11 protein-coding genes are annotated in these 13,865 nt (G+C 69.2%); 8 read left to right on the forward strand and 3 right to left on the reverse strand.

What is annotated here, in order from left to right:
- Positions 1 to 16: 16 nt before the first annotated feature.
- The 3 genes from ABL844_RS07835 to ABL844_RS07845 are packed head-to-tail and all read left to right on the forward strand — an operon-like array spanning position 17 to position 3,178.
- On the forward strand, positions 17 to 790 hold the full coding sequence (locus ABL844_RS07835) for a uroporphyrinogen-III synthase (RefSeq protein WP_418130938.1): 774 nt from the start codon (positions 17 to 19) through the stop codon (positions 788 to 790).
- A complete protein-coding gene (locus ABL844_RS07840; protein ID WP_418130939.1) occupies positions 787 to 1,884 on the forward strand; it encodes a uroporphyrinogen-III C-methyltransferase in 1,098 nt (365 codons plus the stop codon). The genes ABL844_RS07835 and ABL844_RS07840 overlap by 4 nt, the downstream gene beginning before the upstream one ends.
- A gap of 10 nt (positions 1,885 to 1,894) precedes the next feature.
- Entirely contained in the window at positions 1,895 to 3,178 is a 1,284-nt protein-coding gene (locus tag ABL844_RS07845) for a heme biosynthesis protein HemY (protein ID WP_126022628.1), read from the forward strand.
- A gap of 16 nt (positions 3,179 to 3,194) precedes the next feature.
- On the opposite strand, the gene ABL844_RS07850 is transcribed toward ABL844_RS07845, so the two are convergent.
- A complete protein-coding gene (locus ABL844_RS07850) occupies positions 3,195 to 4,742 on the reverse strand; it encodes an MFS transporter (protein WP_418130940.1) in 1,548 nt (515 codons plus the stop codon).
- Between the two features lie 119 nt (positions 4,743 to 4,861).
- Between ABL844_RS07850 and ABL844_RS07855 the strand changes: the two genes are divergently transcribed.
- The gene (locus tag ABL844_RS07855; protein ID WP_126022630.1) at positions 4,862 to 5,740 is read left to right on the forward strand and encodes a LysR family transcriptional regulator; all 879 of its coding nucleotides are present in this window, start codon (positions 4,862 to 4,864) and stop codon (positions 5,738 to 5,740) included.
- A gap of 48 nt (positions 5,741 to 5,788) precedes the next feature.
- Here ABL844_RS07855 and ABL844_RS07860 read toward each other — a convergent pair whose 3' ends face one another.
- The gene (locus ABL844_RS07860; protein WP_418130941.1) at positions 5,789 to 8,974 is read right to left on the reverse strand and encodes an Rne/Rng family ribonuclease; all 3,186 of its coding nucleotides are present in this window, start codon (positions 8,972 to 8,974) and stop codon (positions 5,789 to 5,791) included.
- A gap of 553 nt (positions 8,975 to 9,527) precedes the next feature.
- Here ABL844_RS07860 and ABL844_RS07865 point away from each other — a divergent pair.
- Genes ABL844_RS07865 through ABL844_RS07880 form a run of 4 tightly spaced genes read left to right on the forward strand, consistent with a single transcriptional unit; the run spans position 9,528 to position 12,706 of the window.
- Positions 9,528 to 10,625, forward strand: a complete 1,098-nt coding sequence (locus ABL844_RS07865) for an RluA family pseudouridine synthase (RefSeq protein WP_418130942.1) — start codon at positions 9,528 to 9,530, stop codon at positions 10,623 to 10,625.
- Entirely contained in the window at positions 10,618 to 11,289 is a 672-nt protein-coding gene (locus tag ABL844_RS07870; protein WP_418130943.1) for an HAD family hydrolase, read from the forward strand. Before ABL844_RS07865 ends, ABL844_RS07870 begins: the two co-directional genes overlap by 8 nt.
- A 23-nt stretch (positions 11,290 to 11,312) precedes the next feature.
- Positions 11,313 to 11,684 (forward strand): Rieske (2Fe-2S) protein, encoded by a 372-nt coding sequence (locus tag ABL844_RS07875; RefSeq protein WP_184635494.1) that lies wholly within the window; start codon positions 11,313 to 11,315, stop codon positions 11,682 to 11,684.
- A gap of 5 nt (positions 11,685 to 11,689) precedes the next feature.
- Positions 11,690 to 12,706: a S49 family peptidase gene (locus ABL844_RS07880; protein ID WP_126022635.1), complete on the forward strand. Its 1,017-nt coding sequence runs from the start codon at positions 11,690 to 11,692 to the stop codon at positions 12,704 to 12,706.
- A gap of 7 nt (positions 12,707 to 12,713) precedes the next feature.
- On the opposite strand, the gene ABL844_RS07885 is transcribed toward ABL844_RS07880, so the two are convergent.
- Positions 12,714 to 13,865: an MFS transporter gene (locus ABL844_RS07885; RefSeq protein ID WP_126022929.1), complete on the reverse strand. Its 1,152-nt coding sequence runs from the start codon at positions 13,863 to 13,865 to the stop codon at positions 12,714 to 12,716.

Consider the following 13,865-nt stretch of genomic DNA (forward strand, 5'->3'; position numbering starts at 1 on the left):
CACCGGTGGTCGTCGTATGACCGGCCGTCCCGTCATCGTCACGCGGCCGGCGCGCGAAGCCGCGCGATGGGTCAGCGATCTGCGCGCAGCGGGGATCGAGGCGGTGGCGCTGCCGCTCATCGTGATCGAACCCGCCACCGACATCGAGCCGCTGCGCGCGGCATGGCGGCAGCTCTCGGACTATGCCGCGCTGATGTTCGTGAGCGCCACGGCGGTCGAGCACTTCTTCCAATACAGAGGTGCCGCCGATTCGCTGGCAGGTTGCCGCTTCTGGGCCACGGGCCCTGGTACGAAGCGCGCCTTGCTGCGTGCGGGCGTGCCGTCCGATTCCATCGACGCGCCGCCGCCCGAGGCCACGCGCTTCGACTCCGAGGCGCTGTGGGAACGCGTCCACGCGCAGGTGTCGAATGGCGCTCGCGTGCTGATCGTGCGCGGCGGGGACGAAGCCGGACGGTCCGCGGGACGCGACTGGCTGGCCAACGAGATCGATGCGGCGGGCGGCCATCGCGACACCGTGGCGGCCTATCGCAGGCTGCCGCCATCGCTGGACGTCGTACAACACCGCCTCGCCATGGACGGCGCCGAAGGCCGGGCGATCTGGCTCTTCAGCAGCTCGGAGGCGATCGCCAATCTGCAGCGCGCGATGCCGGGCGTGCAGTGGCATGCCGCAAGCGCGGTCGCCACGCATGCGCGCATCGGCGAAGCCGCGCGTGGCGCGGGTTTCGGGGCGTTGCGTGTATGCACGCCCCTGCTGGATGCGCTGGTCGCGTCTATAGAATCCTTGGCATGAGCGCCGCGTCCCCCACAGACGATCTTTCTCCTTCCCCATCCGCTGCCACGGCGCCGGTGCCAGCCCCGCTGGCACCGCATCAGACACCTGCCGCGCAGGCCGCGGGCGCACTGCTTCTCTCCCGCATCGGCTTCGGCCTGGTGGCCCTGGTGGCGCTGGTCGCACTGCTGATGTCCATCGCGCTCTGGCAGAAGGTCGGCGGCATGAAGGAGCAGCTGGCGCGCCAGAGCGCCGACGCCATCGCGCAGTCGATGGAGGCGCGCACGCTGGCCCGTCAGGCCAGCGACACGGTGCGCGATGCCTCGGCCCGCGTGGCGCTGGTCGAGACCCGCGTGGCAGAAGTCGCGCTGCAGCGCTCGCAGCTCGAGGAACTCATCCAGAGCCTCTCGCGTTCGCGCGACGAGAACCTCGTGGTCGACATCGAGTCGGCCGTGCGCCTTGCCCTGCAGCAGGCGCAGGTCACCGGCAGCGTCGAGCCGCTGCTGGCCGCGCTGAAGGCCGGCGACACACGCATCGCACGCGCCGCGCAGCCGCGGCTCACTCCGCTGCAGCGCGCCATGCAGCGCGACGCCGACCGCCTGCGCAGCAGCGCCAGCAACGACGGCGCCGAGGCGCTGCAGAAGCTCGACGAGCTGATGCGCAACGTCGACGACCTGCCCACGCTCAACGCGGTGGCCGTGCGAGGCACCGGCACCAATGCGTGGCAGGCCGAGCCCATTCCCGCCGATGCGCCGTGGTGGCGCCGCGTGCTGCTCACCGTGCGCGGCGAGGCCCGCTCGCTGGTGCGCGTCGGCCGCATCCAGAGCCCGGAGGCGATCCTGCTGGCGCCCGAGCAGTCGTACTTCCTGCGCGAGAACCTCAAGCTGAAGCTGCTCAACGCGCGCCTGTCGCTGCTGTCGCGGCAGATGGAGGCCACGCGCAGCGAGCTGTCGCAGGTGACCGCCTCGCTCAACCGTTACTTCGACCCCGCATCGCGCCGCACCCAGGCCGCCGCCACGCTGCTGCAGCAGTTGCAGTCGCTGGTGAAGACGACCGAGCCGGTCCGCATCGACGACACGCTGGCGGCGCTCGCGACTGCCGCAGCAGGGCGCTGATCGGACATCCATGCGCGCAGCAATCTGGCTTCTTGCCCTCTTCGCCGTCGCGGCGGCAGTCGCTCTCTTCGCAGGCAACAACCAGGGCACGATCACCGTGTTCTGGCCGCCGTGGCGTGTCGATCTTTCGCTGAACCTCGTGCTCGTGATCCTGCTGGTGGCCTTCGTGCTGCTGCATGCGGCCTTGCGGGCGCTGGCGGCGCTGTTCTCGCTGCCCACGCAGGCGCGCCAGTGGCGGCTGCAGCAGAAGGAGCGCACGCTGCACGCAGCCCTGCTCGATGCGATGGTGCAGCTGATCTCCGGCCGCTTCTCGCGCGCGCGAAAGGCCGCGCAGGCCGCGCTCACGCAGGAGAAAACGCTCGCCGCGCTCGGCGCCAGCCTGCCGCAGGCGCAGCAGGTTCGCGTGCTCTCGCACCTGCTCGCCGCGGAAAGCGCCCAGGCGCTGCAGGACAAGGCGGCGCGCGACGCGCATCTGCAGCAGGCCCTCAACGAAAGCGCGGATCGCACCGTGCTCGCCAGCCCCGAGACGCGCGAAGGCGTGCAGCTGCGCGCTGCGCGCTGGGCCCTCGAAGATCGCGATGCAGCGGCCGCACTGGCGCGGCTCGAAGAACTGCCGCAGGGCGCGCAGCGTCGCACGCTCGCACTGCGGCTGCGCCTGAAGGCCGCGCGTCAGGATCGCCGCACGCTCGAAGCACTCGAAACCGCGCGCCTGCTGGCCAAGCACCGCGCTTTCTCGGATGCGGCCGCACAAAGCATCGTGCGCGGCCTCGCGACCGAGCTGCTGTCGGGCGCGCATGATCCGGCCCAGCTGCTGCGTGCCTGGACCGAACTCGATGCCAGTGAGCGCGAGATGCCCGAGGTGGCGATCCACGCGGCCCAGCGCATGGTCGCGCTGCGCGGCGATCTGGCGTTGGCGCGCGGCTGGCTGCTGCCGGCCTGGGAGCGCATGGTGGCCAATCCGCGCGGGCTCGGCGACGGGCTGCGCGTCAAGCTGGCGCGCGCGCTCGAAGCAGGGCTCGACTCGGTGGACGCCGAATGGCTTGCGCGCATCGAGAGCGCGCAGCGCAACAACCCGCGTGACGCGAACCTGCAGTACCTCGCGGGCATGGCCTGCATGAAGCGCCAGCTCTGGGGCAAGGCCCAGCAGCTGCTGATGCAGGCCGGCATGGGTCTGCAGGACACCGAGCTCTATCGCCGCGCCTGGCTCGCACTGGCGCAGCTGGCGGAAGACCGCGACGACGCCGAGCAGGCCGCCGAGGCCTGGAAGCGCGCGGCGCAGGTCGAGAACTCCTGAAGCCGGCCTGGCCGGCCTAAGGGCACGCGGGCCGCACCGACGGCTTCTTGCTGCCGCTACCGAATACCAGCCAGCTGATGCCGGCCAGCAGCCATACGCCGGCGCCTCCGTAGAGCATCACCAGTCCGAAGCCGTGCGCCAGCGCGGCATGCACCGTTGCTCCGGACGGATCGAGCTGCGGCAGCGCGGGAAAGCTCTCGCCCAGCGACGCGAAGCTGCCCGCCGCGACTTTCTCCGCCAGCGCGCGCAGCTGCAGCGCATCGAGCGATGCGGACAGCGCGCCGCGCAGATGCGCATGGACGCCCTCGAGCAGCACGAAGCCCATCAGCGCGATGTTGATGGCCAGCGTGATCAGCCGCGCGCTCATGTCCATGCCCGAAGCCATGCCCGCGCGTGCGCTGGGCACCGAGCCGGTGGTGGTGTTGGTGACGGGCGTGTTGGTCAGCCCGAGCCCGATACCCGCGAGCAGGCAGCCGGGGAGCATCGTCATCCAGCTCGCATGGGCCATGCCGCTGCCGTAGCGCATGGCCATGAAGCCGAGGCCGATGACGAAGAGGCCCGCCGGAATCACCACACCCGGGCGGTAGCGCAGCGAGAGCCGCTCGGCCAGCGGCGGCAGCACCAGCGTGGGCAAGGTGTAGGCCAGCAGCGCGGAGCCGGCCACGACGGCGTCGTAGCCCAGCGCGCCCTGGAAGAAGATGGGCAGGTAGATCATGAACGGCCAGAAGCTGAAATTCATGCCGATGGAGCCGATGATCGAGCCCGAGAAGTCGCGGATCCTGAAGACCGAGAAGTCGAACATCGGATGCGGGTTGATCTTCTCCACCCACAGGAAGAGCGCCAAGCTCGCGGCCGACGCGGCGGCGATGCCGATGGCGAGCGGGCTCGAGAAGCCGAGGCCGGGCCCCTGCGTGATGAAGCAGGTCAGCCCCAGCACCGCGAGCGACAGCGTGACGATGCCGGGCAGGTCGAGCCGCTGCGCGTCGGGGTCGCTCGACTCCTCCACGCTGCCGAGCACCAGGGCCAGCGCCACCGCCGCGAGCGGCGCGTGGACCAGGAACACCCATTCCCAACTCGACAGCGCCACGATCGCGCCGCCGATGACCGGCCCGAAGCCCAGGCCCATGCCGAAGACCACGCCCCAGGTGGCGAAGGCCCGGCTGCGTTCCTTGCCTTGCTGGAACTGGTGCGACAGCACCGCGAGCTGGCAGATCAGCATCGCGCCGCCGCTGAGGCCCTGCAGGAAGCGCGCGGCGATCAGCACCGGCGCGTTCTGCGCGAGCCCGCAGGCCAGCGAGGTCAGGCCGAACAGCGCCACGCTGACGACGAGGATGCGCTTGCGGCCGTAGCGGTCGGCCAGCGTCCCGGCGGCCATCAGCACCGTGGTGCAGGCGATGGTGTAGGCGTTCATGATCCACTGCATGTCGCTGAAGTCGCCATGCAGCGCCTTTTCGAGCGTGGGAAGGATGACGGGCACGCTGGAGATCTCCAGGCCGAACATCAGGGCAATGAGGCAGATCGCGGCCAGTGCGACGCGGTTCTTGCCGGTGTGGGAAAGGGGCATCGGAATCTTTCGGAAATCCTTGAAGGCGACAGGTCCGGGCGATTCTGGGTAAAGCCTCTTCATGATGGAAATGATTTAATTTGCTGAGACCCATTAAAATTCATCATTTATTCATTGCCATGGATTTCGACCCCGCACTGCTGCGCGCCTTCGTGGCCGTCAAGGAAACCGGCGGCTTCACGCGCGCCGCCCAGCGGCTGCACCTGACGCAGTCGGCCGTGAGCCACCAGATCAGGCGGCTGGAAGAGCAGGTGGGCCGGCCGCTGTTGCATCGCACGACGCGCCGCCTCACGGTGACCGAGGACGGCGAAGACTTCCTGCGCTATGCCCAGCAGATCCTCGAGACGCTGGACGCGATGACGCGGCGCTTCCAGCCCTCGCCCATCGCTGGTGTGGTGCGCTTCGGCGCGCCGGATACCTTCATGGGCGAGCGGCTGCCTCCCTTGCTTTCGCAGTTCGCTCGCTCCTTTCCCGCCACGCGCATGGAAGTCAGCGTGAGCATGCACCTCGACTTCCGCGCCATGGTCCGCGCGGGCGAGCTGGATCTTGCGGTGGTGATGTCGCCGCCCGGCTGCGAGGAGGGCACGCGCCTGCGGCGCACGCAGCTGGTGTGGGCGGCGGCCGAAACCTTCGAGGCGGCGCCCGGTGCCTCGCTGCCGCTGGCTTTCTTTCCCAAGCCCTGCGTCAACCGCGAGGTGGCGAGCGAGGCGCTGGATGCGATGGCGCTCGACTGGCATGTGGTCTTCACCTCGGCGAGCCAGCACGGCATTCGCGCGGCGGTGCTCGCGGGGCTGGCGGTGACGGTGCTCACGCGCGAGGACGTGGAGCCGGGCATGAAGATCGTCGACGGCCGCTATGGATTGCCGCAGCTGCCGAGCGTGGATTTCTCGCTGATCTGGAGCGAGAACGGCAAGACCGAATGCGCCTGCCGCTTCGGGCAACTGATCCTGGAGATGCCCGAGCTGCCCCTGCCCGGGAAGGCGATGCAGAAGGCATGAATGAAAACGGCGCCAGTGGCGCCGTTTTTCATTTGCTTCCAGCAGGCTTTACTGCTGTTGTTGCTGCTGCTGTTGTTCGAACGGCAGCGACATCGAGCCGAGGTCGCGGCGGGTTTCGACCAGCACCAGCGGGCCCTCGTCGAGCACCACCAGCGGCGGGCGCTCGCGCGGCACGTGCACCGGCTTCGGCTCGGCTTCGATCGCGGCGCGCGCCTGGGCGATGCGCTCGGCGTCCGAGTTGACCCACTGCAGGCCCGAGCTTTCGGCGATCTGCGCGAGTTCTGCCAGCGGCAGTTCGAAGGGCTGGACCTTGGGCAGCGCGCGGCCGTTGGCGGCCGCGGGTGCCTTGGCGGAAGCGCTTTCGATCACGATCTGCTCGGCTGCTGCTTCAGCAACGGCGACGACCGGCGCGGGGCGCTCGGCACGGGGCTGCTGTTGCTGCGGTGCCTCGCGGACTTCCGTTGCGACGGCAACGGCTTCCACGGCTTCGACGCGCTCGGACGCCAGCGGCAGTTGCTGCTGGGGCTCCTGTTGCTGCCCCTGCTGTGAGAAGCCTTCGGCGAAAGCCACTGCGGCACCGGCTTCGGCTTCTTCGCGCGGGCCGCGTTCGCGGCGGTCGCGGCCGTAGCGGTCGCGCGAACGGCCGCGGCGCTCTTCGCCGTCGCGGCGCGGTGCCTGCTCGCCGTTGCCGTTGATGGCGGCTTCGCTGCCTTGCTCGGCGTCGGCTGCAGCGGCTTCGGCGCCGCGTGCATCCGCTTCGGCTTGCGCTGCGTCGTTGCCGCGGCGTTCACGGCGGCCGTCGTTGCGGTCGCCACGGGGGCCGCGCTGTTCATCGCGACCGTTGCGGGGCTGGCGCTGCTCGCCTTCGCCGGCTTCGGCTGCGTTGCGTTCGCGGTCGCCATTGCGTTCACCACGCTCGCTACGCTCATTGCGCTCGCCACGTTCGCGACGCTCGCCACGGGCGCGCGGTGCGCGTTCGGCCGTGTTGCCTTCGTCGCCCGCAACGGCGCCGGCCAGTTGCTGGGCTTCGAGGTCGGTGCCTGCCAGCGCATCGGCCGGCAGCACGCTGCTGCGACCTTCGCGACCTTCGCGGCCTTCGCCTTCGCGGCGCTCGCCGCGTCCGTTGCGGCGCTGTTCGCCGTCGCGCGGTGCGCGTGCCTCACGGGCTTCGCGCGGCTCGCGTTGTTCGCGCGGCTGGTTGTTGGCGCCTTCGTTGCGTTGCTCGTTGCGCTGTTCGCCGTTGCGGCCTTCGCGGCGTTCGCCGCCACGGCCACCGCGGCGCTGTTCGCCGTCGCGGCCGCCCTGGCGTCCGCCGTTCTCGCCACGGCCCTCGCTTCGCTCGCCGCGTTCACCGCGGCCTTCGCCGTTGCGGCCGCCACGGCGCTGTTCGCCGCTGCGAGCTTCGCCGTCACGGCCGGGGCGGCCGTCGCGGCGGGGCTTCGGTGCCTCGACCGGGATCGGCGCCGGCGCGGGAGCCGCGACCGGCTCGGGCTTGCCGCCGAACAGGTTCTTGATCCAGGCGAAGAAGCCGGTCTGCGCCGGAACGGGCGCGCTCACCACGGGCGGAGCGACCGGCGCCGGTGCGGCGGGAGCGCGCACGGCTTCGGGCTTGGGCGGCACAACCGGAGCCGGCGCGTCGGGCAGCACGCCCTTGATAACGGGCGTCTGCTTGTTGGTGGGCTCCTGCGAGCGGCGGGTGACCGAGGTCGGGTCCTCGATCTCGTCGGCCATCTTGTAGCTGGCCTCGATGTGGTCGAGGCGCGGGTCGTCGTGCTTCAGGCGCTCGAGCTTGTAGTTGGGCGTCTCGAGCGTCTTGTTGGGCACCATCAGCACGCTCACGCGCTGCTTGAGTTCGATCTTGGCGATCTCGGTGCGCTTCTCGTTCAGCAGGAAGGAGGCCACTTCCACCGGCACCTGCACGTGCACGGCGGCGGTGTTGTCCTTCATCGACTCTTCCTGAATGATGCGCAGGATCTGCAGCGCGCTCGACTCGGTATCGCGGATGTGGCCCGAGCCGCCGCAGCGGGGGCAGGGGATCGACGAGCCTTCGGACAGCGCCGGCTTCAGGCGCTGGCGGCTCATTTCCATCAGGCCGAACTTGCTGATCGAGCCGAACTGCACGCGGGCGCGGTCTTGCCGGAGCGCGTCGCGCAGGCGGCTTTCGACTTCGCGGCGGTTCTTCGACTCGTCCATGTCGATGAAGTCGATGACGATCAGGCCGCCCAGGTCGCGCAGGCGCATCTGGCGGGCCACTTCGTCGGCGGCTTCGAGGTTGGTGCGGGTGGCGGTTTCCTCGATGTCGCCGCCCTTGATGGCGCGCGCCGAGTTCACGTCGACCGAGACCAGCGCCTCGGTGTGGTCGATGACGATGGCGCCGCCCGAGGGCAGTTGCACGGTGCGGGCGTAGGCCGACTCGATCTGGTGCTCGATCTGGAAGCGGCTGAACAGCGCCGCGTCGTCGCGGTAGCGCTTCACGCGCGAGGCATGCTCGGGCATGACGTGCGCCATGAACTGCTGCGCCTGGTCGTAGATGTCGTCGGTGTCGATCAGGATGTCGCCGATGTCGTGATTGAAATAGTCACGGATGGCGCGGATGACGAGCGAGGATTCCTGGTAGATCAGGAAGGCGCCCTTGCCGCCCTTGGCGGCGCCGTCGATGGCGCTCCAGAGCTTGAGCAGGTAGTTCAGGTCCCACTGGAGTTCGGGCGCCGAGCGGCCGATGCCGGCGGTGCGCGCGATGATGCTCATGCCCTTGGGGTACTCGAGCTGGTCCATCGCCTCCTTGAGCTCGGCGCGGTCGTCGCCCTCGATGCGGCGCGAGACGCCGCCGCCGCGGGGGTTGTTCGGCATCAGCACGACATAGCGGCCGGCCAGCGAGATGAAGGTGGTGAGGGCCGCGCCCTTGTTGCCGCGCTCTTCCTTCTCAACCTGAACGACCAGTTCCTGGCCCTCGCGGATCGCGTCCTGGATGCGGGCCTGGCTGGCCGACACGCCTTCGGCGAAGTACTGCTTGGAGATTTCCTTGAACGGCAGGAAGCCGTGGCGGTCTTCGCCGTAGTCGACGAAACAGGCTTCGAGCGAGGGCTCGACGCGCGTGACGACCGCCTTGTAGATGTTGCCCTTGCGCTGTTCGCGCCCTTCGATTTCGATTTCGTAGTCGAGCAGTTTCTGCCCGTCGACGATGGCCAGGCGGCGTTCTTCGGCCTGCGTGGCATTGATCAGCATCCGCTTCATGATGCGTTGTCCTTATATGTATCGTTCTACCGGCCCTTGACGAGCCAACGATGCACGGACGACGCCCGCGAAACCAGGGAATTGCCGCTTGGGCCCCGGATGCTGCCGCTGCCGCGCAGGGCGCGGGCGGGCTTCTCGAGCGTTAGCTCAAGAAGACAGCCGGGGTGGGGGCGCGTGGATGGGCGCGAGCCAGATTCGGTGTTGGGTAGCTATCTTTTTGATAGCCGGTTGCGCAATGATGGCGCGCGCTGCGGACGGCTGAATGGCCGAAGCCACCGGCGCAAGCCAGTGCAGGCACATTCGAATCAGCAGCATCAACACAACAAGGGACTCGCTTCGATCCGCCGGCAGCTTGGAAGCTGCAGGCTGGGGTATTCCGTATCGGTGTTTCGTGGGTGTCGGCTTGACTTGGGCGCCTTGTCTGCCACTTTGCGCGATTGCGCGGGGTTTGCAGCTCGGCGCCAAAGCGGCATCGACCTCCCAGCGCCGCCCTGGGTATTTGATGGCAGTGGACTAAACTTCTGTCTAATCAAGCACTTACATGACCGCGCTGGTGAAAAACATTATAGGTGCGAAGCAAGGGCCCGCGGCTGCTCGAAATCCCGCAGGCCTGCAGGCCGCAGGAGAACCCGGGGCGCCGCATTCGGCCATCAGATTCCTCACGGTCGATGCCGAATCCGCCGGGCAGCGGCTCGACAACTTCCTTTTCCGCCATCTGAAAGGCGTTCCGAAGACGCACATCTACCGGATCATCCGGTCGGGAGAGGTGCGCATCAACAAGGGCCGGGTGCAGGCCGAGACCCGCATCGAAGCCGGCGACGTGCTGCGGCTGCCGCCGATCCGCATTTCGCAGCGCGCGGAAGAGGGCGCCGCCCCGCCTGCGCCAGCGCGCGAATTTCCCGTCCTGCTGGAAGACGACGCCGTCCTTGCCGTCGACAAGCCGGCCGGCGTGGCCGTCCACGGCGGCAGCGGCGTGAGCTTCGGCGTGATCGAGCAACTGCGCACCGCGCGGCCCGGGGCCAAGTTCCTGGAACTGGTGCACCGGCTGGACCGCGAGACCTCCGGCATCCTGCTGGTCGCCAAGAAGCGCAGCGCGCTGGTCGCGCTGCAGGACCAGTTCCGCGAACGCGAGACCGGCAAGACCTATCTGGCGCTGGTCGAAGGCGACTGGCCGGCCAGCAAAAAGGTGCTCGACGCGCCTCTCGCCAGGTATCTGCTGCCCGACGGCTCGGCCGGCGCGGGCGAGCGCCGCGTACGTGTGGTTGCCAAGGACCACCCGGACGCCATGCGCGCCGTCACGCTGGTGCGGGTGCTGGCCGGGCTCTCGCTGCCGGGCGAGTCGGCTCCGATGTCGCTGCTGGCGGTCACGATCAAGACCGGCCGCACGCACCAGATCCGCGTTCATCTCGCCTCGGCCGGCCATCCGATTGCGGGCGACGACAAGTACGGCGAAGCCGATCGCCAGCGCGCCCTTCACAAGCTGGGCCTGCGGCGCATGTTCCTGCACGCGTGGCGGCTGCAGTTCAATCACCCGGCCAGCGGCGAACGCGTTGCGCTGCAGGCCAGCCTGCCGTCCGAGCTGCTCTCGCTGATGCCTCCCGCCGCCCTCGAGGCGATGGCCCAACACCCCACCTCCAAGGTTCATGACTGATTCCAACAGACCCCGGCGCTTCGACCTGATTGCATTCGACTGGGACGGCACGCTCTACGACTCCACCCGCCTCATCGTGCGCTGCATCCAGGCCGCAGTGATCGACGTGGGCGGCGCGAAGCCTAGCGAGAACGACGCCGCCTGGGTGATCGGCCTGGGCCTGGCCGAGGCGCTCGCGCGCGCGGCGCCCGATGTGCCGAAGGAGAAATACCCCGAACTCGGCGCGCGCTACCGCTACCACTACCTGCAGCACCAGGACGACATCGTTCTCTTCGACGGCGTGCTGCAGATGCTCGACGCGCTACGCGAGCGCGGCCACCAACTGGCGGTGGCCACGGGCAAGTCGCGCCGCGGCCTCAACGAGGCGCTCAAGACGGTCGCGCTGCGCGACCGCTTCGACGCCTCGCGCACCGCCGACGAGACCTTCGGCAAGCCGCACCCGCGCATGCTGCTGGAGCTGATGGAAGAACTCGACGTGCCGCCCGAGCGCACCCTGATGATCGGCGACACCACGCACGACCTGCAGCTCGCGCAGAACGCCGGCTGCGCCAGCGTGGGCGTGAGCTACGGCGCCCACGAGCCCGCGAGCTTCGACGAATTCAAGCCGCTGCACGTCGCCCATTCGGTGGCCGACCTCGAAGCCTGGCTGCTCGAAAACGCCTGAACAGAATCGATCAAGATGCCGCCATGAGCGATCAAGAACGCATTCCGCTGTGCAACGCCTGCGACCTGGCCGAAGGCGGCCTGGCGGTGCCCTTCGACGTGATCTACGGCGGCGAGACCTGCCGCGCCTTCGCGATACGTTTCGAGGGCCGGCCGCATGCGTTCCTCAATCGCTGCACGCACGTCGCGATGGAGCTCGATTTCCAGCCCGACCGCTTCTTCGACGACACCGGCCAGTGGCTGCTGTGCGCGACGCACGGCGCGGCCTATCGGCCCGACACCGGCGAATGCGCGGGCGGCCCGTGCCGCGGCGGCCTCGTGAAGATCGCGCTGAGCGAGCATGACGGCGTGGTGCACTGGCATACTGACTGGAACCTTCACCCCCTGACTTTCTGACCGACATGACCGACCCGAACCGAACCGAACCCTCGGGGTTCGAACCTTTTGAGCGGGCCCCTTCCACGAACATGGCCAAAGATCCCACGCAGCGCCCCGGTTGGGAGCGCGCAACCCTCGAGAAGCTCGCCTTCGCCTCGCTGAACGAACAGAAGGCCGCGCGCCGCTGGAAGACCTTCACGCGACTGGCCTGGCTGGCCTTCTTCGTCTTCCTGGCCTGGGCCGCGTTCTCGCGCAGCACGCCGAGCACGGCCAAGACCTCGGCGCACACGGCCGTCGTCGAGATCAAGGGCGAAATCGCCAACGGCGGCGACGCGAGCGCCGAGTTCGTGGTCGCGGCCATGAAGACAGCCTTCGAGGACGAGGGCGCCAAGGGCGTGGTCCTGCTGATCAACTCCCCTGGCGGCAGCCCGGTGCAGGCCGGCATCATCAACGACGAGATCAAGCGCCTGAAGGCCAAGTACAAGAAACCGGTCTATGCCGTGGTCGAGGAAACCTGCGCCTCGGCGGCCTACTACATCGCCGCCGCGGCGGACAAGATCTACGTCGACAAGGCCAGCATCGTCGGCAGCATCGGCGTGCTGATGGACGGCTTCGGCTTCACCGGCGTGATGGAGAAGGTGGGCGTCGAGCGCCGCCTGCTGACGGCCGGCGAGAACAAGGGCTTCCTCGACCCGTTCAGCCCGATGAGCGACGCGCAGCGCGCGCATGCGCAGACCATGCTCAACCAGATCCACACGCAGTTCATCAATGTGGTGAAGGCCGGCCGCGGCGACCGCCTCAAGCTCGATACCCCGGGCCTGTTCAGCGGCCTCTTCTGGAGCGGCGAGCAGGCCGTCGAGTACGGCCTGGCCGACCAGCTCGGCAATGTCGACTACGTGGCGCGCGAAGTGATCAAGGCCGAAGAGGTGATCGACTACACCCGCCGCGACAACGTGGCCGAGAAGCTGGCCAAGAAGTTCGGCGCGGCGATGGCCGAGACCACCGTGCGCCTGATGCACGCCACGCCGGCGCTGCGCTGATCGTTTCTTACCTGGCTTCGCCGCCGGCCGTGTAGCGCGCCGATGCCGCCAGCGCCGCGGCGAAGACCACCACCACGTAGAGCGCCGCCGTCAGCGAGGTCGCGCGCGCCAGCAGGCCGATCACCGCCGGGCCTGCCATGAACCCGAGATAAGCCACGGCCGAGACCGACGCGATGCCACGCGCGGGCTCGATGCCGGGCACCTTCGCGGAGGCCGAGAACAGGATCGGCACCACGTTCGCGAAACCTACCCCCACGCCGGCGAAGCCGACCAGTGCCAGCCAGGGCAGATCGGTGATGAGCACCAGCGTCATTGATGCCGCCGCCAGCAGGCCGCTGCCGAGCAGCAGCGCAGCCGGCGAGAAGCGCGCGCGCAGGGCGTCGCCGCCGAAGCGCGCAGCCGCCATCGCCGCCGAGAAGCTCGCGTACGCCAGCGCGGCCTGCTGCTGCGGGCTGCCGATTTCCTGCTGCATGTAGAGCACGCTCCAGTCGTAGATCGCGCCCTCGGCGATCAGGCCCAGCGCGGCGAGCACGCCCAGCACGGCGAGCGTGCCGCGAGGCAGCAGGAAGCCGTGGTCGACTTCGGTCGCACCGCTGGTGGCAGGGCGGGGCAGCATGCGTGTGGAGGCCAGTGCGACGAGCACCGTCATGCCGGCTGCAACCACCAGCAGGTGCGCCTGCGCGCCGAGCCCGGCCGCCAGCGCGGCGCTGCCGCTCGCGGCACCGGCCATGCCGCCGAGGCTGAACATGCCGTGCATGCCGCTCATCAGCGGCGTGCCGCCATGCAGCTCGAGCTGGGCGGCCTCCGTGTTGATCGACACGTCGAACACGCTCGTCACGAGGCCGAAGGCTGCCAGCAGCACCAGCAGCGCCGCGTAGCCCGGCATGGCGATCAGGCCTGCCAGCAGCAGCGCGTAGACGACGCCGCAGATGCCGGCCATGCGCCGCGGGCCGTTGCGGCCGATCCAGCGGCCCGCGCTGGTCAGTCCGAACATGGCTCCGGCGCCGGCCGCGAGCATGGCCAGGCCGAGCTGGGCCTCGTCGATGCCGTAGTGCGCCTTGACCGTGGGCACGTGCACGCCCCAGGTCGCGAAGATGAAGCCGGCTGCGAAGAACTGCGCGCGCGAAGCCCAGCGCGTGGCTGCGGTAATGGCCACCAT

Origin of the sequence: Variovorax sp. 278MFTsu5.1 (assembly GCF_048305045.1) — a bacterium.
GTDB lineage: Bacteria > Pseudomonadota > Gammaproteobacteria > Burkholderiales > Burkholderiaceae_C > Variovorax > Variovorax guangxiensis.

Bases quoted from the DNA above. Each gene is read 5' to 3' on its own strand.
- ABL844_RS07835 (WP_418130938.1), top strand. From the start codon at position 17: ATGACCGGCCGTCCCGTCATCGTCACGCGGCCGGCGCGCGAAGCCGCG.
- ABL844_RS07840 (WP_418130939.1), top strand. From the start codon at position 787: ATGAGCGCCGCGTCCCCCACAGACGATCTTTCTCCTTCCCCATCCGCT.
- ABL844_RS07845 (WP_126022628.1), top strand. From the start codon at position 1,895: ATGCGCGCAGCAATCTGGCTTCTTGCCCTCTTCGCCGTCGCGGCGGCA.
- ABL844_RS07850 (WP_418130940.1), bottom strand. From the start codon at position 4,742: ATGCCCCTTTCCCACACCGGCAAGAACCGCGTCGCACTGGCCGCGATC.
- ABL844_RS07855 (WP_126022630.1), top strand. From the start codon at position 4,862: ATGGATTTCGACCCCGCACTGCTGCGCGCCTTCGTGGCCGTCAAGGAA.
- ABL844_RS07860 (WP_418130941.1), bottom strand. From the start codon at position 8,974: ATGAAGCGGATGCTGATCAATGCCACGCAGGCCGAAGAACGCCGCCTG.
- ABL844_RS07870 (WP_418130943.1), top strand. From the start codon at position 10,618: ATGACTGATTCCAACAGACCCCGGCGCTTCGACCTGATTGCATTCGAC.
- ABL844_RS07875 (WP_184635494.1), top strand. From the start codon at position 11,313: ATGAGCGATCAAGAACGCATTCCGCTGTGCAACGCCTGCGACCTGGCC.
- ABL844_RS07880 (WP_126022635.1), top strand. From the start codon at position 11,690: ATGACCGACCCGAACCGAACCGAACCCTCGGGGTTCGAACCTTTTGAG.
- ABL844_RS07885 (WP_126022929.1), bottom strand. From the start codon at position 13,865: ATGGTGGCCATTACCGCAGCCACGCGCTGGGCTTCGCGCGCGCAGTTC.